This window comes from Anaerozeibacter quisquiliarum, assembly GCF_051162045.1.
Lineage (GTDB): Bacteria > Bacillota > Clostridia > Christensenellales > Aristaeellaceae > Anaerozeibacter > Anaerozeibacter quisquiliarum.
In genome coordinates this window covers 39249-59343 of record NZ_JBISDI010000015.1, presented here as the reverse complement: position 1 = coordinate 59343, position 20095 = coordinate 39249, and the positions used below count along the sequence as shown (strand labels likewise).

General features: G+C 64.8%; 18 protein-coding genes. All 18 read left to right on the top strand.

The features are described 5' to 3' along the window. Positions 1-74 precede the first annotated feature (74 nt). The 18 genes from ACH6CV_RS08570 to ACH6CV_RS08485 all read left to right on the top strand — a co-directional run bounded on the left by ACH6CV_RS08570 (position 75) and on the right by ACH6CV_RS08485 (position 20000). The gene (locus tag ACH6CV_RS08570) at positions 75-560 is read left to right on the top strand and encodes an N-acetyltransferase family protein (RefSeq protein WP_456357764.1); all 486 of its coding nucleotides are present in this window, start codon (positions 75-77) and stop codon (positions 558-560) included. Beyond that, a complete protein-coding gene (locus ACH6CV_RS08565) occupies positions 550-1347 on the top strand; it encodes a hypothetical protein (RefSeq protein WP_456357763.1) in 798 nt (265 codons plus the stop codon). The genes ACH6CV_RS08570 and ACH6CV_RS08565 overlap by 11 nt, the downstream gene beginning before the upstream one ends. Continuing rightward, positions 1344-3281, top strand: a complete 1938-nt coding sequence (locus ACH6CV_RS08560) for an Hsp70 family protein (RefSeq protein WP_456357762.1) — start codon at positions 1344-1346, stop codon at positions 3279-3281. The genes ACH6CV_RS08565 and ACH6CV_RS08560 overlap by 4 nt, the downstream gene beginning before the upstream one ends. A 177-nt stretch (positions 3282-3458) precedes the next feature. Next, positions 3459-4970: a helicase HerA-like domain-containing protein gene (locus tag ACH6CV_RS08555; RefSeq protein WP_456357761.1), complete on the top strand. Its 1512-nt coding sequence runs from the start codon at positions 3459-3461 to the stop codon at positions 4968-4970. A gap of 189 nt (positions 4971-5159) precedes the next feature. Then, a complete protein-coding gene (locus ACH6CV_RS08550) occupies positions 5160-6215 on the top strand; it encodes an ABC transporter substrate-binding protein (RefSeq protein WP_456357760.1) in 1056 nt (351 codons plus the stop codon). Between the two features lie 107 nt (positions 6216-6322). Beyond that, complete coding sequence (locus tag ACH6CV_RS08545; RefSeq protein WP_456357785.1) at positions 6323-8338, top strand: ABC transporter permease; 2016 nt, start codon at positions 6323-6325, stop codon at positions 8336-8338. A gap of 10 nt (positions 8339-8348) precedes the next feature. After that, positions 8349-9428 carry an ABC transporter ATP-binding protein gene (locus ACH6CV_RS08540; protein ID WP_456357759.1) on the top strand — a complete coding sequence of 360 codons (1080 nt, stop codon included), beginning with the start codon at positions 8349-8351 and terminating at the stop codon, positions 9426-9428. Positions 9429-9569: 141 nt separating this feature from the next. After that, positions 9570-10637 (top strand): M24 family metallopeptidase, encoded by a 1068-nt coding sequence (locus ACH6CV_RS08535; RefSeq protein ID WP_456357758.1) that lies wholly within the window; start codon positions 9570-9572, stop codon positions 10635-10637. 14 nt (positions 10638-10651) lie between these two features. Beyond that, positions 10652-11209 (top strand): elongation factor P, encoded by a 558-nt coding sequence (efp, locus tag ACH6CV_RS08530; protein ID WP_456357757.1) that lies wholly within the window; start codon positions 10652-10654, stop codon positions 11207-11209. 185 nt (positions 11210-11394) lie between these two features. Continuing rightward, positions 11395-11937: a CD1247 N-terminal domain-containing protein gene (locus ACH6CV_RS08525; protein WP_456357756.1), complete on the top strand. Its 543-nt coding sequence runs from the start codon at positions 11395-11397 to the stop codon at positions 11935-11937. Between the two features lie 18 nt (positions 11938-11955). Next, a complete protein-coding gene (locus ACH6CV_RS08520) occupies positions 11956-12303 on the top strand; it encodes a YbaB/EbfC family nucleoid-associated protein (protein WP_456357755.1) in 348 nt (115 codons plus the stop codon). Beyond that, positions 12303-12902, top strand: a complete 600-nt coding sequence (recR, locus tag ACH6CV_RS08515; protein WP_456357754.1) for a recombination mediator RecR — start codon at positions 12303-12305, stop codon at positions 12900-12902. Before ACH6CV_RS08520 ends, recR begins: the two co-directional genes overlap by 1 nt. A gap of 1 nt (position 12903) precedes the next feature. Beyond that, the gene (locus ACH6CV_RS08510; protein ID WP_456357753.1) at positions 12904-13812 is read left to right on the top strand and encodes an NAD(P)/FAD-dependent oxidoreductase; all 909 of its coding nucleotides are present in this window, start codon (positions 12904-12906) and stop codon (positions 13810-13812) included. A gap of 38 nt (positions 13813-13850) precedes the next feature. After that, positions 13851-15638 (top strand): ABC transporter ATP-binding protein, encoded by a 1788-nt coding sequence (locus ACH6CV_RS08505; protein WP_456357752.1) that lies wholly within the window; start codon positions 13851-13853, stop codon positions 15636-15638. A gap of 230 nt (positions 15639-15868) precedes the next feature. After that, positions 15869-16387 carry a glycosyl-4,4'-diaponeurosporenoate acyltransferase CrtO family protein gene (locus ACH6CV_RS08500; protein ID WP_456357751.1) on the top strand — a complete coding sequence of 173 codons (519 nt, stop codon included), beginning with the start codon at positions 15869-15871 and terminating at the stop codon, positions 16385-16387. Positions 16388-16468: 81 nt separating this feature from the next. Next, positions 16469-17740, top strand: coding sequence for a glycosyltransferase family 2 protein (locus tag ACH6CV_RS08495; RefSeq protein ID WP_456357750.1), 1272 nt, complete (start codon positions 16469-16471; stop codon positions 17738-17740). Between the two features lie 564 nt (positions 17741-18304). Continuing rightward, positions 18305-19027, top strand: a complete 723-nt coding sequence (locus ACH6CV_RS08490; protein ID WP_456357749.1) for a TetR/AcrR family transcriptional regulator — start codon at positions 18305-18307, stop codon at positions 19025-19027. A gap of 70 nt (positions 19028-19097) precedes the next feature. Then, a complete protein-coding gene (locus tag ACH6CV_RS08485) occupies positions 19098-20000 on the top strand; it encodes an N-acetylmuramoyl-L-alanine amidase family protein (protein WP_456357748.1) in 903 nt (300 codons plus the stop codon). The last annotated feature ends 95 nt before the right edge of the window (positions 20001-20095 follow it).

Genomic DNA, 20095 nt, shown 5'->3' with positions numbered 1-20095 from the left:
ACATAGGTTCTCCCGTCCCGCAACGGTTGTATCTTCGGAGAAACTGTGCTAAAATACCGCCTATGAAGGCAATATTGAATCGGGCTCACCATGAGGACATAGATCAGGTGCTGGCGCTGTACCGCGCCTGCGCGCTGCACGGTGAGCTGAACGCCGACGCCGGGGACGGCCCTTCTTATGAGGCGGCCGAGCATGACCTCGATCTTAACGGGCTGTATGTGGCGCGGCAGTCGGGCGAGATCGTGGCCGCGGTGTCGCTGCTGGAGGCGGCGCGGCCCGAGGACGCACCGGACGCGCGCGCCTGCGTGCTGGCGCGGCTGTGCGTGCATCCCAAGTGCCAGCGCCAGGGGCTGGGCCGCTCCGTGATGACCGCGGCGCTGTCGTGGGCGCGCCGCCGGGGGTATACGCGCATGAACCTGATGAGCAGGGCGGACGACGCGGTCATGCTCGGCCTGTGTCACAAGGTCGGCTTTCGCAATCTGGGCATCCGCCGGCCGTACGGGCATGCGTTCGTGCAGTTGGAGCACCCGCTTTGGAAAGGTCGCACCCATGAATTTTGAGCAGTTGTACGCGGGCCGCGCGGCGGAAGCGGAGGCGGCGTTCGCCGCGTGCGCCGATGTGCGCGCGGCCGCCGAACGGGCGGCGTCCTTGATGGACGCCTTGGCCGACGAGCGCGCGCTCGAGGAGGCGGACGCCGCCGCGCGCGAGCGCGCGCATGCCGCCTGCCGCGCCGCCAAGGCCGCCCTCATGTGCCTGGAATCGGCCACGCAGGCCGACGTGCGGATGGTGGCTGAACGGCCCGAACGCGAACGGTCGGGGGTAAAGGATCTGCTGCGCTATGCGCCCGCCGGATTGACGCTCCTGCTCGCCGCCTGGCTGTACCTGTCGGGCCAGCCCTGGCCGGCGTCGCTGGCGCTGGCGGCCGCGGCGCTCTGGGCGCTGACGGCGCATAGGCGCCCGGACGCCGCCCCGGTCCGACCCGAGGTCACGACCAAGGCGGATGCGCGCGAGCTGTCGCGGCGCATGGCGCACCTGTGCCGCGAGATCGACGCGCTGTGCGTCCGGCCCGAGGTGAGTTCCGCCGCGCCGGTGGGCGCGCCGCTGCTGGAGGCCATGCAGATGCTGCTCGAGGCCGAGAAAACGGGCGACGGCGCGTTCGCGCTCAAGAGCGTGCCGCAGTTGACCGACGCCCTGCAGCGCACGGGGGTGCGGTTTGCCCGCTACGGGGACGCCGACCCGAATGACTTCGACCCGCTGCCCGCGCGTACGGGCGGTACGACCGTCCGGCCGGCGGTGTATCAGGACGGCGCATTGGTGCTGCGCGGGCAGGTGACGGTTAAGCGATGATAGAGATTACCGACTATTTCGGCCTTGACCTGGGCGACGGCGAGAGTGCCGTGGCCTGGCTGCGCGAGGGCGCGACGGCTCCGCCGATGCTGCTCGAGCTTATGGGGCGCAAGAGCGTGCTGACGGTGCTCGGCGAATCGGGCGGCACCGCGCTGATCGGCGAGCCGGCGCTCATCATGGACGCCGAGCGGCTGTACGCGCGTTTCAAGCGCCGCTACCTGCGCGAGAGGGCGGTGGCCGGGCGGCTGATTCTGAAGTTTGCCGAGGGGGTGCGCGCGCAGCTCGAGCGGGCCGGCAAGCTCACCGACCCGGCGCGTACCTTAACCTTCGTCGGCTGCCCTTCCGGCTGGCCCGAGGAGGCGCGCGCCGCCTACAGGCGGCTGTTCGAGCAGGCCGGCTTCCACAACGTGTCGGTGATTAGCGAGTCGCGCGCCGCCTTTTTGTACGCGCGCGAATCGGGCGAGCTGGGGCTGTCCGACCAGGCGCTCGCGCGCCCGGCGCTGGTGATCGACGCCGGTTCCTCCACCACCGACTTCACCTTCATCGACCGTCTGACCGCCCGCCCCGCCGTCGATTTCGGCGAGAACGCGTTGGGCGGCGGTCTGATCGACCGGATGCTGCTCAGACGCAACGTGGCGCGCCACCCGAAGCGCGATGGAATCGTCGCCATCTTCAAGGCCTGCCCGCAGTACGCGGCCCTCGCCGAGCTCGAGGCGCGCAAGGTCAAGGAGATGTACTTCACCCGGCGCGCGCAGGCGGGCGAGGGCGGCTACCCGCTGCCCTGCGAGTCGTCGGTCAAGCTGTACTATGACGACCCGCCGATCACGCTCGACATCCGGGCGGACGACGCGGACATGTACGCTGTTTTGAACCAGCCGATCGAGTCGCTCGGCGGCCAGAGCTACCTGTCGGCCTACCGCGCCGCGCTCGAGCGGGCGCAGGCGCAGCTGGCCGACGCCCCGCCCGAGCTGATCATGCTGACCGGCGGCGCGTCGCGCATGGATTTCATGGCGGAAATGGCGCAAAGGGCGTTCCCGCGCGCGCGGCTGGTTATCGGCGTGGAGCCCGAGTTCGCCATCGCGCGCGGGCTGTGCTACGCGTTGCGCGTCGACCGGCGCACCGAGCGGTTCGAGGAGGACGTGCGCGCGCTGATCGATTCGGACGCGGTGGAAGAGGCGGTGCGTGCGGCGCTGCCTCGGCTGATGCGCGCACTCGCGCCCGCAATCGCCGAGGAGATCGTCGCGCGCTGCGGGCCCGACGCGTTCGCGCGCTGGCGCTCGGGCGAGCTGCGCGCGATCGGCGACATCGGCGGGGCGATGACCGACGCGCTCAAGCGCAGCCTCGAGGACGGACCGCTGGGGCGCGCGGCGCAGGAGGTCACCGAGCGATGGATAGAGGGCCTGCGCCCGGTGCTCGAGGAGTTGACCGACCCGATCTGCGCGCGCAGCCAGCTGCCGCCCGCCTCGCTGCGCCTGCCCGGCGGCGCGCCCGAGGCGATCGGGGGCCTCGATGTCGGGCATGTGCCGCTGCTGAACTTGGATTGGGTACAGGCGGTGGTGGACGTGGTCGCGGCCTCGCTCGTGGCGGCGCTGCTGGGCGGCGGCGGCGTGGCGCTGGTCATGGCCGGGCCGATGGGGCTGGTCGTCGGATTTGCGGTGGGGCTGATCGCCAGCCGGATGGGCACGACGCTGGCCAAGAAGCACCTCGACAAGTTCGTGATGCCCGCGTTCATGCGGACGCTGTTCACGCGGCGCGCGTTTGAAAAGACGCTCGAGAAGCGCCGGGGCGAGATCGAGGGCAGCGCCTACGCCCAGCTCAAGGCGCAGTTGGAGGCCCCCGACGAGTCCGCGAAGCAGATGGTCGACCGGATCGCGCAGGCGATCGAGACGCAGCTCGGCGGGATGGCGCGCCAGGCCAGGCTGATGATACACTAGCTAGGTAAGCGCTGATCAAATCCCACGCGCGATGGCGGCTGCCTTTTCGCCATCTCGCGCCCGCAAAATCCTCGACGTAGCGCTGCTACGCCTTCGTCTTTTGCGAACACGATCTGACGAAAATTCAACTCGCCATCGCACGCGCGCTTCAATCAGCGATTACTAGGGGGGGATGGCATGATAGCCGAAGGGAAGTTGTGGATCGGACAGGGCGGGCAAAAGACGTTCCTGTTGCCGTCGATGGCCAACCGCCACGGGTTGATTACCGGCGCGAGCGGCACCGGCAAGACGGTCACGCTCAAGGTGATGGCCGAGTCGTTCAGCATGCTGGGCGTGCCGGTGTTCCTGGCCGACGTCAAGGGGGACCTCGCCGGCATGTGCCGTCCCGGCGACGCGACCGACGCGATCAGAAAGCGGCTCACCTCGATGGGCGTCACGGAGTTCACGCTGACCGATTTCCCCACCTGCTTCTTCGACGTGTACGGCGAGCGCGGCATCCCGGTGCGCACCACGATCAGCGAGATGGGGCCGATGCTGCTGTCGCGGCTGCTCAGGCTGACCGAGGCGCAGGCCGGCGTCATGAACATCGCCTTCCGCGCGGCCGACGAGGCAAGCCTTTTGCTGCTCGACCTCAAGGATCTGCGCGCGATGCTGACATGGGTCGGCGACAACCGCGCGGAGATCTCGCTGCGCTACGGCAATGTATCGGTGCAGTCGGTGGGCGCGATCCTGCGCGCGCTGATCGCGCTCGAGGATCAGGGCGGCGGCCAATTCTTCGGCGAGCCCGCGATCGACCTTAATGACTGGATGCGCGTGGACGGACGGGGCCGGGGCGCGATCAACGTGCTCGATTGCGTGAAGCTGTTCCTGAACCCCGAGCTGTACACGGCGTTCATGCTGTTTTTGCTGTCGGAGCTGTTCGAGCGGCTGCCCGAGGCGGGCGACCTCGACAAACCCAAGATGGTGTTCTTCTTCGACGAGGCGCACCTGCTGTTCTCGGACGCGCCGCAGGCGTTGGTGCGCGAGGTCGAGCGGGTAGCGAAGCTGATCCGCTCGAAGGGCGTGGGCGTCTACTTCATCTCGCAGAGCCCGTCGGACATCCCGAACAGCGTGCTTATGCAGCTGTCGAACCGCGTACAGCACGCGCTGCGCGCCTATACACCGTCCGACCAGAAGGCGGTGCGCGCCGCGGCGCAGAGCTTCCGACCGAATCCCGCGTTCGACACCGCCGAGGTCATCGGAAGCCTGGGCGTCGGCGAGGCGCTGGTGTCCTTCCTCGACGAGCGCGGCGCGCCCCAAATCGTGGAACGCGCGATGATCCTGCCGCCGCAGAGCCGGATGGGCACGATCGACGACGAACTGCGCCGGCAGGTGATCGCGCAAAGCCCGCTCGCCGGCAAGTACGACGCGCCGATCGATCGCTATTCGGCCTATGAACACCTGAATGCCCATGCCGAGGAAGCGGCGCGGGAGGAAGCGCGCAGGCTCGAGGAGGCGGAGGACGAGAAGCGCCGGATCGCCGAGGCCAAAGAAGAGGCGCTCAGGCAGCGGGAAGCGGCGAAGACCGCCCGCACCCGCGCGCAGGCCTTCAAGCCCATCGAGCGCGCCGCGAACAGCGCGATGAGCTCGATCGGGCGGGAACTGGGCAAACAGCTGATGCGCGGGCTATTTGGCACTGGACGGCGGTAGTACCCGCAAACAGGGGCCGCGGAAGCGACGGAAATCGCTCCCGCGGCCTTTTGACATCTCAGCCTAATATTTTCTGCCCGGATTTGGAAAATGATGGTTGACAATTACTTGATGTGTTGATAAACTATTGAAAGCAGTGGTGAAAACCGCTCGGCTTTTTTAGGATTATTTCAACAAGGAGATGTCGTTATGAGGAAACTGTTGGCTCTGGCGCTCATGGTGTTCATGGTGTTCGGTTCTGTGTCGGTGGCGCTGGCCGAGGAAATCGACTGGCGCGCGCAGGAGGGCAGCGAGCTGATGGTGTACGGCGGCAGCGACGAGGAGCATGTGGCCGCGGTTGTGAAGGCATTTGAGGCGAAGACCGGCATCAAGACTTCGTTCATCCGCATGAGCGGCAACGAGTGTTACACCCGCATCCTCGAGGAGCGCGAGAACCCGCAGGCCGACGTGTGGTTCGGCGGCACCTGGGATCCCTACATCGCCGCGGCGATGGAGGGCCTGCTTGAGCAGTATCCCGACTGCAAGAACGCGGCCCAGCTGAAGTCTGCGAAGTACAAGGACGCCGACAACTACTGGTTCGGCATCTACTCGGGCTACATCGGCTTCATCTGCAATAAGGAGATGCTCGACGAGTACGGGGCGCCGGTGCCCACCTCGTGGGAAGACCTGGCCAAGCCCGAATACAAGGGCCTCATCGTCATGGCCAATCCGGGTGCGACCGGCACGGGCGTGATGACCGTGTCCACGCTGTTCCAGGTGTTCGGCGAGGAGAAGGCGCTCGAGCTGATTAAGGCCTATGACCCCAACGTCACCCAGTACGTCAAGACCGGCTCGGCCACCAGCAACCAGGTGGCGCTGGGCGAAGGCGCTGTGGGCGTGGGCTTCCTGCACACGGGCCTGATGTTCATCGAGGACGGCTACGACAACATCGTGCTGAGCGCGCCCAGCGAGGGCACCGGCTACGAGGTGGGCGGCACCGCGATCATCAAGGGCTGCAAGAACCCCGAGGCGGCGAAGCTGTTCATCGAGTTCGCGCTGACCCCCGAGGCGCAAGAAATCGCCCAGACCGTGGGTTCGCTGCAGTTCCTGACCGTCGAAGGCGCGAAAGACCCCGAGGCGGCGCAGCAGCTGCTCGACATGGGCATCAAGCTGATCGACTACGACTCCCAGTGGACCGGGGCGAACAAGAACATGCTGATCGAGAAGTGGACCAAGGCCATTTCGGGCGATAAGATCGCGCAATAACATATTTTTGCCCGCGCAATTTGGGAAAAACCGCCTTGCGGCGGTTTTTCCCAAATTGCGAACCAAACGCAGAGAAATCGCAGAGATGGGGTGTTCGCAACGTGGCGATGACGGCAAAAAGCGCTCGGCTCGACCGCAAGAAGCTGTGGGGAGACCCGATTTTGATGCTCACGATCTTGCTGGTCCTGTTGTTTTTGGTTATGTTCATCCTGTATCCGCTGGGCACCGTGCTGACCCAAAGCATTTCGCGCTCCGAAATCCCGTACATGCAAGAGCTGTCGGACGCGGGTAAGCTGCTCACCGACGGCGCGGACGGCGTGGAGGCGCTCGCGGAGCACCCGGTCACCCTGCTCGGCCGGCGGGCGCTCGACTACCACCGCGAATACAACGTCCGGCGCAAGACCGCCGGACCCGAGATCGAGGCGATCCGGAACGAACTCAATCGCCTGATCGCCGAGGTCGGCGCCAACCCTGCCGTGGTCGCCGCCTACGCGCGGCAAAACGCAAACAAGCTCAGCGAATTCGATGCGATGGGCGCGATTCAGACGGTGGCCGATACCGTGCCGGAGCTCGGCAAGTTCGCGCTGTCGTTTGACGCCTACATGTCGCTGTTCGCCTCGCAGTCGTTCATGCACGTCGTCAAGAACACGCTGGTGCTGGGCGCGCTGAGCGGCCTGCTGTCCACGGCGATCGGCTTTTTGTTCGCCTACGTGCACATGTACACCCGCACGCGGCTCAACCCGATGTTTCAGGTGATTTCGGTGCTGCCGATCGTCGCGCCGCCGTTCGTGCTGTCGCTGTCGGCGATCATGCTGTTTGGCAAGAGCGGCATGATTACCAAGGGCCTGCTCGGCATACGCGGGGCCAACATCTACGGGCTGCATGGCGTGTTGCTGGTGCAGACATTGACCTTCTTCCCGGTGTGCTACCTGATGTTGAAGGGCCTCTTGCTCAACATCGACCCGTCGATCGAGGAGTCGGCGCGCAACATGGGCGCTTCGCGCTGGAAGGTGTTCACCACCGTGACGCTGCCGCTGCTGCTGCCGGGCCTGGGCAACGCCTTCCTCGTGACTTTCATCGAGTCGGTGGCGGACTTCACCAACCCGATGATGATCGGCGGCGACTACTCGACGCTCGCCAGCTACATATACGCCCAGGTCATGAGCAACTACGACATGCGCTCGTCGGCCGCGATGGCCGGCGTGATGCTGACGATCACGGTCATCCTGTTCATCATGGAGAAGTACTGGCTGGAGCGCAAGTCGGTGGCCACGCTGAGCGGCAAGGCTTCGCGTGCGCGGGTGCCGATCGACGATAAATCCGTGGTGGTGCCGCTGAACGCGCTGTGCCTGATCGTGTCGGTGATGGTCATCGGCATGTACGCGCTGGTGCCCATCGGCGCCTTCTTCAAGCAGTGGGGGCGCGACTTTACGCCGGTACTCACCCACTTCCAATATGTGCTCGACCGGGGCCTGCAGCCGTTCGGCGATTCGATGCGCATGTCGCTGATCGCGGCCCCGCTGACCGCGCTTTTGTCGATGGTCATCGCCTACCTCGTGGTCAAGCGCCGCTTCTGGGGGCGCGGACTGATCGAATTTGTGACCATGTTTGCCATGGCGGTGCCGGGCACGGTGCTGGGCATCGCGCTGCTGCGCGGCTACGTGACCGGCATCGGCGGCGGCGGCTTCATGGTGCTCGTGGGCACGAGCGCGATCATCATCATCGCCTTCATCGTGCGCAGCCTGCCGATCGGCACGCGCTCGGGCATCGCGGCGCTTCGGCAGATCGACAAGTCGATCGAGGAGAGCGCCTACGACATGGGCGCGGGCAGCGGCAAGGTGTTCACTTCGATCACGCTGCCGCTCATAAAGGACTCGTTCTTCAGCGGCCTGGTGACCACCTTCGCGCGCAGCGTGACGGCTACCAGCGCGGTCATCTTCCTGATCTCGGCGCGTCACCAGCTGATTACGCCGCAGATCATGACGGTGGTTGACCGCGGCCGGTTCAGCGTCGCCTGCGCCTACGCCACGCTGATGATCGTCATGGTGTACGGCTCCATCGCGGTCATGAACCTGCTGATGCGCTTCTTCGGGGTCAGCCGCCGGCGCAAGGAAGTGATTTGAAGGAGTGAGTATGATGCAATCGAAAAAGGGCGTGCGCCTCGAGCGCGTCAGCAAGATCTATCTGGATCCGAAGACCCACAAACAGTTCAAGGCCGTGGACGCGGTCGATCTCACGATCGAGCCGGGCGAGTTCGTGACGCTGCTCGGCCCGTCGGGCTGCGGCAAGACCACGACACTTCGGATGATCGCCGGGTTTGAAAGCCCCGACGAGGGCGAAATCTACCTGGGCGGGGAGGCGATCAACGCGCTCACGCCCAACAAGCGCGACACGGCGATGGTGTTCCAGAGTTACGCGCTGTTCCCGCATATGAACATCTTCGACAACGTGGCCTACGGGCTCAAACTGCGCAAGGTGCCGCGCGATGAGATCGAGCGCAAGGTGACCGCGATGCTCGACTTGGTAGGCCTGTCCGGCATGGAAAACCGCTACACCAACCAGATGTCGGGTGGTCAGCAGCAGCGGGTGGCGCTGGCGCGCGCGCTGATCGTGGAGCCGGGCGTGCTGCTGTTCGACGAACCGCTCAGCAACCTCGACGCGAAACTGCGCGTCTACATGCGCACCGAAATCCGGCGCATACAGCAGCAGTTCGGGATCACGGCGATCTACGTGACGCACGACCAGTCGGAGGCCATGTCAATCTCCGACCGGATCATCATCATGAACAGGGGCGTGATCGCGCAGGCGGGTACGCCGCGCGAAATCTACTACCATCCGATCAGCGAGTTTGTGGCCGACTTCATCGGCGAGGCCAACTTCCTGCGCGGGCGGGTGGCCGATGTCTCCCAAGGCGTCGTAACCGTGGAGGTGCAGGGCGTCAAGGTGCCGGTCGCCGCGCCCAAGTCGGGCCTCGCGGTCGGCCAGGATGCCACGCTGATGCTGCGCCCCGAGGCCGCGCAGGTGCGCGAGTCGGGCGCGGTGCCCTGTAAGGTGGTGCTCAGCTGCTTCATGGGCTCTTACCAGAGCTACCACGTCACAGTCGGCGACACGCTGCTGCGCATCGCCGACAACTACCCGGTCGGCCGACGCGTGTTCGAGGTCGGGGAAGAGGCCTGCCTCGATTTCGGCCTGCACGACGTGCATGTGATTTGACCGGCGCCTGGCGGCCCCGTTCCCTTATTCACGCGCATGTGGCCGCAGCCAGATGCGCGTGACCCGTTTTCACAATCTTCTCTGGCATTTTCGGGTATCGCGTGCTATAATTGTTTGGATGCTTGTAGGTGGGGGATATTAATGAACGACAGATTGAAGCGGTTTGCGCTGGCGCTGGCTGCGCAGGGGCACGAGGCGGCGCTGATCGCAAGGCCGGAGAACATCCGGTACCTGACCGGCTATACGGGCGAGGGCATGCTGCTGACGGTCGGCATGCAGCCCACGATCCTGACCGATTTTCGCTACGTGGAGCAAGCCGCGCGCCAAGCGCCCGGTTGCTGCTGCGTACGCACCTCCGATCAGAAGAAGCCGCCCGCCTGGGTGGCCGAGCTGATGCGCGAGGCGGATGCGCGCACGCTGGCCTTCGAGGCCGACTACATGACCGTGAGCGCGTTCGAGGCGCTGCAAAGCGCGCTGTTCGGCGTTGCCGTCAAGCCCATGGGCCCGCTGATCGAGGGGCTGCGCCGCGTCAAGGATCAAACGGAACTCGATTCGATCGCGCGCGCGTGCGCCATCGCCGATCAGGCGTTCGAGCAACTGCTGTCCACCATCGCCCTCGGCATGACCGAGCGCGAGGTGGCGATCGAGCTCGACGAGCGGATGCGCCGGTTGGGCTCAGAGGGGCCGGCGTTCGACACGATTGCCGCGGCGGGCGTGAACGGCTCGCTGCCGCACGCGACGCCGTCGGATCATGTGCTTTCGAAGGGCGAGCTGCTCACGCTCGACTTCGGCGCGCGCATCGACGGCTATTGCTCCGACATGACGCGCACCGTCGCGATCGGGCGGCCGGAAGCAAGGCTCGTCGAGCTCTACGACGCGGTGCTCGAGGCGCACGAGGCGGCGCTCCGGGCGGTTGTGGCGGGAGCGAAGGGCCGGACGCTCGACGGCATCGCGCGCAAAATGCTCGACGCGCGCTACCCGGGCGCGTTCGGGCACAGCCTTGGGCATGGCGTGGGGCTGCAAATCCACGAGTCGCCGCGGCTGTCGCAAGCGTCAAGCGACGTGCTCGAAGCGGGCCATGTGGTGACGGTGGAACCGGGCGTATACATCGAAGGCTTGGGCGGATGCCGGATCGAGGATACTGTATTCGTCACCGAGGATGGCTGCATCGATCCGATCAAATCCCCCAAGCGCCTGATTATTTTGTAAGAGGAGGACGGCCCATGATTACGGCAGGAGATTTTCGCAAGGGCATTACGGTGGAGTGGGACAACGGTGTGTGGACGATCGTGGACTTCCAGCACGTCAAGCCGGGCAAGGGCGCGGCATTCGTGCGCACCAAGATCAAGAACATCATGACCGGCGCGGTGCTCGAGCGCACCTTCAATCCCACCGACAAGATGCCCAAGGCCATGATCGAGACCAAGGAGATGCAGTATACCTACTCCGACGGCGACATGTACCACTTCATGGACCTGGAGACCTTCGACGACCTGATGCTGACCGAGGAGCAGTTCGAGGACGCCAAGCCCTTCGTCAAGGAGAACACCAATGTGACGATCCGCTTTTTCAAAGGCTTGCCGTTCTCGGTGGCCGCGCCCAACTTCGTCGAGCTCGAGGTGATCCACACCGAGCCCGGCTTCAAGGGCGACACCGCCTCCAACACCACCAAGCCGGCCACCGTGGAGACCGGCTACACGCTGCAGGTGCCGCTGTTCATCGAGATCGGCGACCGGCTGCAAATCGACACGCGCAACGGCGAATACCTGTCGCGCGCTTGAGGGAAACGATGGCCTATTCTGACGCCGTCTGGCGGGTGCTTTTCCGCCCGCCCGTCCCTGTTCAACCCTTGACGTAGCGCCGCCACGCCTGCGGGTTTCACAGGGGCGACCGGACGAAAAGTTCCCTCGCCAACCGACGTCCGAGCAGACCAACGCTTCCCAACTATTTTCAGGAGGATTCAATCATGAGCGGTTTGAGCGACAAAGTTTCTTACTTGCGGGGCCTGGCGGAGGGTATGAAGCTGGATGAGACGACCAACGAGGGCAAGCTGCTCAGCCAGATCATCGCGGTGCTGGGCGAGGTCAGCGAGAAGATCGACGCGCTGGACGAGGCCTACGAGGAACTGAGCGACTACGTCGAGTGCATCGACGACGACCTCGAGGCGCTGGAACTGCGCGCCGAGGAAGACGACGAGGACGACGAGGACGACGACTTCGCCGGATTCGACGACGATGACGACGACGATGACGACGATGACGACGTCCCCCAGTTGTACCTCGAGGACAGCGAGGATGGAGAGGACGGCGAGGACGACGACGCGCTCGGCATGTACGCCGGCTGCCTGTGCTCGGAGTGCGGCGGCATGTTCAGCGTGGACGTGGGCTACAATGAGGATCAGCTGTTCATCTGCCCCCACTGCGGCAAGCGCGTCAAGGCGGTCGAGATGAACTGCCAGAACGTGCCGGTCGCCGAGGCCACGGGCGAGGATGAGGACGACGACGAATAGCGGTCAGGAGGATGCGATATGGCGAGGGGCGGCGGATTCCCCGGCATGATGGGCGGCGCGCAGATGCAGCAGTTGGCGCGCCAGGCGCAGAAGCTCCAGCAGAACATGGAAAAGCTGCAGGCGGAGCTGGACGCGCGCGAGTTTGAAGCCTCGTCGGGCGGCGGCATGGTGAATGTCAAGGTAAACGGCAAGCGGGAGCTGCTAAGCCTTGCCATCAAGCCCGAGGCGGTCGACCCGGACGACGTCGAAATGCTGCAGGATCTGGTGCTGGCGGCGATCAACGAGGCCATGCGCCAGGCGACCGAGACCGTCGAGCGCGAAATGGGCAAGGTGACCGGCGGGATGAGCATGCCGGGGCTGTTTTGATGGGCGGCGGTATCGAGCCGATACAAAAAATGGTCAACCAGCTCTCGAAGCTGCCCGGTATCGGGCAGAAGACGGCGCAGCGGTTGGCCTATTACATCGTGTCGCTGAATGAGGAGCAGGTGCGGGAACTCGCCGGGGCGATCTACAACGGCAAGAAGAACGTTCATTTTTGCCCGGTCTGCGGCAACTATACCGACAGGGATCCCTGCGCGCTGTGTGCCGACCCGGCGCGCGACGCGTCGATCCTGTGCGTGGTGCGCGATCCGCGCGACGTGGCCGCCATGGAGCGCATGCGCGACTACCGGGGCGCCTACCACGTGCTGCACGGCGTGATCTCGCCGATGGACGGCGTGGGGCCCGACGACATCCGCATACGCGAGCTGATGGCCAGGCTTTCGGACGGCGCGGTCAAGGAAGTGGTGCTGGCCACCAACCCCGACATCGAGGGCGAGGCCACCGCTTCTTACATCGCGCGCCTGATCCGTCCGATGGGCATCACCGTAACGCGCATCGCGCACGGCGTACCGGTCGGCGGCGATCTGGAGTATACCGATGAGGTGACGCTGGCGAAGGCCTTTGAAGGGCGAAGGGAGCTGTGACATGAACTACGACGTAATCATCGTGGGCGGCGGCGCGGCCGGGCTGACCGCCGCGCTGTACGCCGCGCGTGCGGGCGCGAGCACACTGCTGCTCGAGGGCACGCTGATCGGCGGGCAGACCTCCACCACCGACGTGCTGGAGAACTACCCGGGCTTTCTCAAGGTCGGCGGGCCCGAGCTCATGATGGAGATGGAGAAGCAGGCGATCGCCGCCGGGGCCGAGGTGCGCTACGAATCGGCGCGCGCGGTCGATCTCAACGCCAAGACCGTGTCTACGCGCAAGGTCACCTATCAGGCGCGCGCGATGATCCTGGCCACCGGGGCGCGGCGCAAGAAGCTGGGTGTGCCCGGCGAGGACGCGCTCACCGGGCGCGGCGTCTCCTACTGCGCCACCTGTGACGGCACACTCTACAAAAACAAGCGCGTCGCCATTGTCGGCGGCGGGCGCACCGCGGTCGAGGACGCGCTGTACCTGGCCAACATCTGCGAGCACGTCACGATCATCCACCGCCGCGACAGCCTGCGCGCCGAAGAGGCCATGATTCGGCGCGTGCTCAAGCACGACAAGATGACGGTGCTCTGGAACCACGTGGTCAGCTCGATGGAGGAGGCCGAAGGTGGGCTCAAGCTCAACCTGAACTCGACGGTCGGCGCTCCGGCTTCGTCGCTCGAGTGCGCCGGCTGCTTCCTGGCCGTGGGTACCGAGCCGGTCTCGACGCTCTACAAAGATCAGTTGACGCTGGACGAGGCCGGCTACGTACCGGCGGGCGAGGACACGCTGACGCAGGTGCCCGGCGTGTTTGTGGCGGGCGATTTGCGCGCGAAGCAGCTCCGGCAGGTGGTGACGGCGGCGTCCGACGGCGCGGTGGCGGCGTCGGAGGCCGCCAAGTACCTGAACACGCTCGGCTGAGCGACCTTAACTACCAATGAAATTTCGGAGTACGGTACATGCGGGCTGACAGAGGGAAAAAACGCAATGTGGGGCGCACGTTTGAGCTGACGCGGCGGTTCGCGCCCTACTTTAAGCCATATGTGGGGATCTTGGCGCTCGATTTGTTCTGTGCCGCGCTGACCAGCGTGTGCGAGATCGCGCTGCCCCTGATCGCGCGCTACGTGACCGACGCGGGTATGAACGACCCCGCGTCGCTGACGGTCACGCGCATCGTTCAAATTGGGACGCTGTACCTAACGCTGCGGCTGATCGACACCTTGGCGTATTACTACCAGATGAACCAGGGCCACGTGATGGGCGCGCGGATTGAAACCGACCTGCGCCGGGAACTGTTTGGCCATCTGCAGGAGCTGTCGCTGGGCTACTACGACAACGCCAAGGTGGGCCAGTTGATGTCGCGCATCACCACCGACCTCAACGAGGTCACCGAGTTCGCGCACCACTGCCCCGAAGAATTCTTCGTGGCGGCGATCAAGATCGGGGTATCGTTCGGCATCTTGATGTCGGTCGACGCTTTGCTGACGCTGGTCGTATACGCAGCGATCCCGCTGATGATTTTGAGCCTGTCGCGCTTCAACCGCAAGATGCGCGAATCGTTCCGCGCCTCGCGCGCGCAGTTGGGCGATCTGAACGCCCAGGTGGAGGACAGCCTGCTGGGCATCCGGGTGGTCAAGGCGTTCGGCAACGAGGGGATCGAGGAGGAAAAGTTCGAGCGCGGCAACGGCGGCTTTTTGCGGATCAAGCGCGCGATGTACAAGTGGATGTCCTGGTTCCACGCCACGGTCAGGCTGTTCGACGGGCTGATGTACCTGCTGGTGCTGGTGCTGGGGGCGCTGTCGATGCGCCTGGGTCGCATTACGCCGGCCGACCTCGTAGCGTATCTGATGTACGTCGCGATGCTGCTCAGCTCCGTGCGGCGCGTCGTGGAGTTCACCGAGCAGTTCCAGCGCGGCGTGACCGGGCTCGAGCGCTTCTTCGAGGTGATGGACGAGGAAGTCGCCATCCACGATACGCCGGGCGCGAAGCCGATCGAGCATGTGCGCGGCGATATCACATTCGAAGACGTCAGCTTCAGCTATGGCGGCTCGAGCGGCAATGTGCTGACAGGCATCAACCTGCACATGTCGGCGGGGCAGACGGTGGCGCTGGTCGGCCCGTCGGGCGGCGGTAAAACCACGCTGACCAACCTGATCCCGCGGCTGTACGAGGCGACCGGCGGGCGGATCCTGCTCGACGGGGTGGATACGAAGAACATCACGCTTAAGTCGCTACGCGCAAACATCGGCATGGTGCAGCAGGACGTATACTTGTTTGCGGGCAGCATCCGCGACAACATCGAGTACGGTCGGCCGGGCGCGAGCCAGGCGGATGTGGTCAGGGCCGCCCGGATGGCCGGTGCGCATGAGTTCATCGAGCAGCTGAGCGATGGATATGACACCTTCGTGGGCGAGCGCGGGGTCAAGCTGTCGGGCGGACAGAAGCAGCGCGTCGCGATTGCGCGCGTGTTCCTGAAGAACCCGCCGGTGCTGATCCTGGACGAGGCGACGAGCGCGCTCGACAACGAGAGCGAGCTGCTCGTGCAGCGCTCGCTTGAGGCGCTGATGGCCGGGCGCACCACCTTCACGATCGCGCACCGGTTGACCACGATCCGCAACGCCGACCGCATCCTGGTGCTGACCGAGCGAGGCATCGAGGAGCAGGGCACGCGCGAGGAACTGCTCAACTTGGACGGGCTGTACGCCTCGCTCGAGCGCGCGTACGGTGTGCTCGATCGGGTGGAGTGACCCTCGCAATCCGGCTGCGGCCGCATGCGAGGGAGGGGGTTGCGGGGGAACCGGATTGCTGAAGAGCCTGCGGGGTTTTCCGGACGCGACATGGAGAGGGCTCCGGCCCTTCGAACCTCCCGGGGTCTTGTGGGCGATTGTGCAGCGGAGTTTCCCCAAACGGCACAATTGTGCCATTGCGCCCGGTCGCGGGCTGTGTTACAATGAACATGGAGGGGGCTGGTTGGCGCTTGTTTACTCGTTTCCTGTTGTCGCTGCCAGCACTCATAGGCCAGTTTTTCAAGTTTGCGTTCATCGTTGCGGTGATCGGCTCGATGGCGTTCGCGTTCGGACAGCTGCTGCCCCGCAAGAATTTCGAATACCGCAAGTATCCCTACGCGTCTCTCGCCTGGGAAAAGGACGGTATGCTCTACCAGCGGATTCGCATCCAGCGCTGGAAGGACAAGGTGCCCGACATGAGCCAGTACGTCAAGAGCGCGGTTCGCAAGAAGATCACGGTCTTCCGCAGCGCCGAGTACATCGAGACGCTGATCCTCGAAACCTGCGTAGCTGAGTTTGTGCACTGGGTGCTGATCTTAGTCAGCCCGCTGTTCCTGATCTTCATGGACAGCCCTGGCAACTGGGGATGGACGGCGTTTTACGCGGTGGGCAACGTGCCCTTCATCCTGATCCAGCGCTACAACCGACCGAGGTTGGTCGGTCTGCTCGACCGGCAGCAACCTCGGCAGTCCGAGGTATGCCCCGCCTAGCGGGGCTGTGGGTACGCGCTCGCCGGGTCACGCCCAAAGCCCCGCGGACCAGCAAATAACTTGACTGAGAGGAACACCTTGATGGAATGGATCATCCTGGCGATCAGCGCAATCAGCGCGATCTATATACTCTACCACGCCTACATCGGCGTCGTAGGCAACCTCAAGGAACTCGAGCCGATCCCCTATGCCGCGCCCGGCAAGCGTCTCGCGTTGGTCATCCCGGCGCGCAACGAGGCGCGCGTGGTAGGCCTCTTGATCGACAGCCTTAACAAGCAGCGCTACCCGCGCGAGTTGTTTGACATCTACGTCATCCCCAACAACTGCATCGACGACACCGAGCAGGAGGCGCGGCGCGCCGGCGCGCACATCTTGTATTGCCCGGAGGAGACGCACTCGAAGGGCGAGGTGCTTCACCATACTTTCGCGCAGTTGCTCGAGTCTGAGCGCGCCTACGACGGCTTTGTGATCTTCGACGCCGACAACATCGCCGACAGCGGCTTCTTGCAGGTGGTCAACAACGCGATGGCGGCCGGCTACCAGGTGGGCCAGGCCTACCGCGACAGCAAGAACCCCGACGACAGCTGGATCGCGGGCTGCACTTCGATGTTCTTCTGGTTTATGAACCGCTTCTTCAATCACCCGCGCGCCGCGCTCGGGCTGTCGGCGTCGCTCAACGGTACCGGCGTCATGGTGGGCGCCGATTTTTTGCGGCGCCACGGCTACAACACCACTACGCTGACTGAGGACCTGGAGTTCAGCGCCCAGTGCGCGCTGGCCGGCGAGAAGATCGCGTGGATGGAAGAGGCCATTTTCTACGACGAACAGCCGCTGAAGTTAAAAGACTCGTTCATCCAGCGCCGGCGCTGGGCCGCGGGTTCCCGCCAATGCGCGCAAAAATACCTGTGGTCGCTCTTTGCGCGCGCGCCCAAAAGCAAGCTGTGCCTGGACGTGGCGATGCACTTTCTAAGCGTATACACCGTCATATTGGGCCTGGTGCCCGTCGTGCTGACGATCGCCACGCTGGTGCGCCGCATGGCGACGAACTTCGGGCAGGGCATCGAGGAGGCGCTGTACCTGATAGCCGTGCTGTTTGCCAGCAGCTTCTTCAGCGGCGCGCTGATTACGCTGATCGTGTGCTCGCTCGAGACGAAGCTGCGCAAGCAGCGCATGACCGAAGTGATGACTTTGGGTTGGTTCATGATGACCTGGTTGCCCATCAATCTGATCGGTTTTTTGTGGCGGCCGCCGACGTGGACGGCCATCCCGCACACCAACGACATCGGCATTGAGGACTGTGAGCGACAGAACGTGCCGATCCGGCCGCTGGCAAAAAAGGAAACGTCGCTATAGGGGCGGATGTAAAGGAATCGCAGCACCAAACCCGCGCATGGTGACGGGGTTTGTGACGCGCCCGACCGCGCCCGGCGGGCGAGGAAAGGAGGGCGTCAGCCCGATGAGCACGCGATGCCGAAGGGCATCACGCGGGCACCGCTTCCGAAGGGCCGGGGCGGCGTTGCGAATGGAGAAGGCCCCACCGTATCCCGTTCCCCGCGCCGCCGCATCGGTGGCCCAGGCAATCGGAGCGCGCTGAGTCCGAGCCAAGGCGCGCGGCGTCCTGGATGTTCTGCAAGTGAAGGCGTCGCCCGACGGGCGGCGTTTTTTCCTTGGCCGCACCGTGCGGTGCCGAACCGCCGCCCGGCGCTAAGGTTTCCCTTGGCCGCACCGTGCGGTGCCGAACCGCCGCCCGGCGCTAAGGTTTCCCTTGGCCGCACCGCAGGCAGCGCGGCGGGCCTTTACGCGCGCTTGACAATCGCCTGCGCGCACGGTATAATGTTGCAAACAGACCGGTTTCTAGTAACGAGAAAAGACCGAAGCAGGTTTTTTAGGATTTGGAACCGACCGGAGGTGTGCGCGGTGAAGAAGGGCGATGCGCGGCGGCAGGCCATCCTGCAAACGGCTGAACGGCTGTTCTTCGACAGGGGCTACGAGGAGGTCTCGGTGCAGGACATTCTCGACGAGACGCAACTGTCGAAGGGCGGGTTTTACCACCATTTTGAATCGAAGCTCACGCTGCTCGAGGAGATCTGCGAGGAGCGGGCGCAGGCGGCCTGCGCGCGCGGCGAACAGGCGGCGCGCGAGGCGGGCGAGGATGCGGTCGCCCAGTTCAACGCGCTGTTTCGGCACGGCGCGTTCTTCGCCGAGGATAACGTCCGCTACATCGCGCTGATGATGCGCACCGCCTACGGTACCTCGCTGAGCCAACTGCGCGAGCGCATGCGCATGACCCAGCTCAAGGAGTTCGAACCGGTGCTGCGAAACATCCTGATCGCCGGCATGGAGCAGCAGGTGTTCTACCTGTCCACGCCCGACAGCATGGCGCGGCTGATTATCCTGCTGGCCGGCAATGTCACCGATGAGGTGGCTTTCATCCTGGCGCGGCCCCAGCCGAAGCCGGGCGACATGGCGCAAATCATGGAACTGCTGCATGCCTACCGCACCGCGGTCGAGCTGATGCTCAACGCGCCGCACGGCTCGATCGAGCTGATCGATATGGTGCGCGTGGCCGAGGTGGTCAAGTCGCTGTATGTGCTGGCCGGTCGGCCGTTGCCCAGTGAGGCGCTCGTGCCGTTGGGATAGATGGAACCGATTGACAGGGCCGCCAGTCTATGCTGGTGAGCCATCCTCCGGATGGACGAGAGGAGAGCACATGTTTCAAAAGATGACGCGCGCGTTGCTTTTGCTGATGCTGGTTCTGATGCTCGGCGCGATCGCCATGGCACGGCCGGCCGACGCGCCGGTCTCAACGCCGAACACGACGCCCACAGAGGCGGATGTCATCCGCCCGGACCTGCCGGAAGCGACGCCGGCATCGACGCCGAGCGCGACGCCGAGCGAAGCGGCGATTGCGCCCCATCTGGCCGGCGCGGGGGCGGGCGCGATGGCGGCTGCGCTGATCGACGGCGCCGACGCGGCCGAGGCCACGGGCAGGCTCACGGGGCTCAAGATCGGCATCGATCCGGGGCATCAGTTGCACGCCAACAATGCGTATGAGCCGATCGCACCGGGCAGCAAGCATACCAAACCCAAGGTCTCCTCGGGCACCCAGGGCGTCAAGACCCGCGCGAGCGAGCATGCGGTCAACTTGCAGGTGTCGCTCAAGCTCAAGGAGGCGCTGCTCGCCGAGGGGGCCGAGGTGCTGATGACGCGCGAGACCGAAGACGTGGACATCTCCAACATCGAGCGCGCCGTGATGATGAACGAGGCCGGCGCCGACTTGGTGCTGCGCATCCACTGCAACGGCTCCGAAGGGCCGGGGGCCAAGGGAACGGAGCTGTTTGTGCGCAAGACCGGCTCGCGCGCGGACGAGTGCGATGCCGCGGCGCAGGTGCTGCTGAAGGCGATGGTCGAGGCCACGGGCGCGAAGAAGCGCGGCGTGACGCATAACGACAGCTACACCGGCCTCAACTGGTCGGAAGTGCCCAGCATTTTGGTCGAGATGGGCTTCATGAGCAACCCCGCGGAGGATGTGCTGCTGAGCGATCCGGAATATCAGGATAAACTGGTGAGCGGCATGGTGGAGGGGATCGCGGAGTACTTCGGGCGAAACTGATATCAAATGGGACGGCAGGCCAACGTGTATGGCGTGTTTTTGAGGGCAATTCATAGGGGCGACCACAGGTCGCCCCTAAATCTGTACGCGTTGCA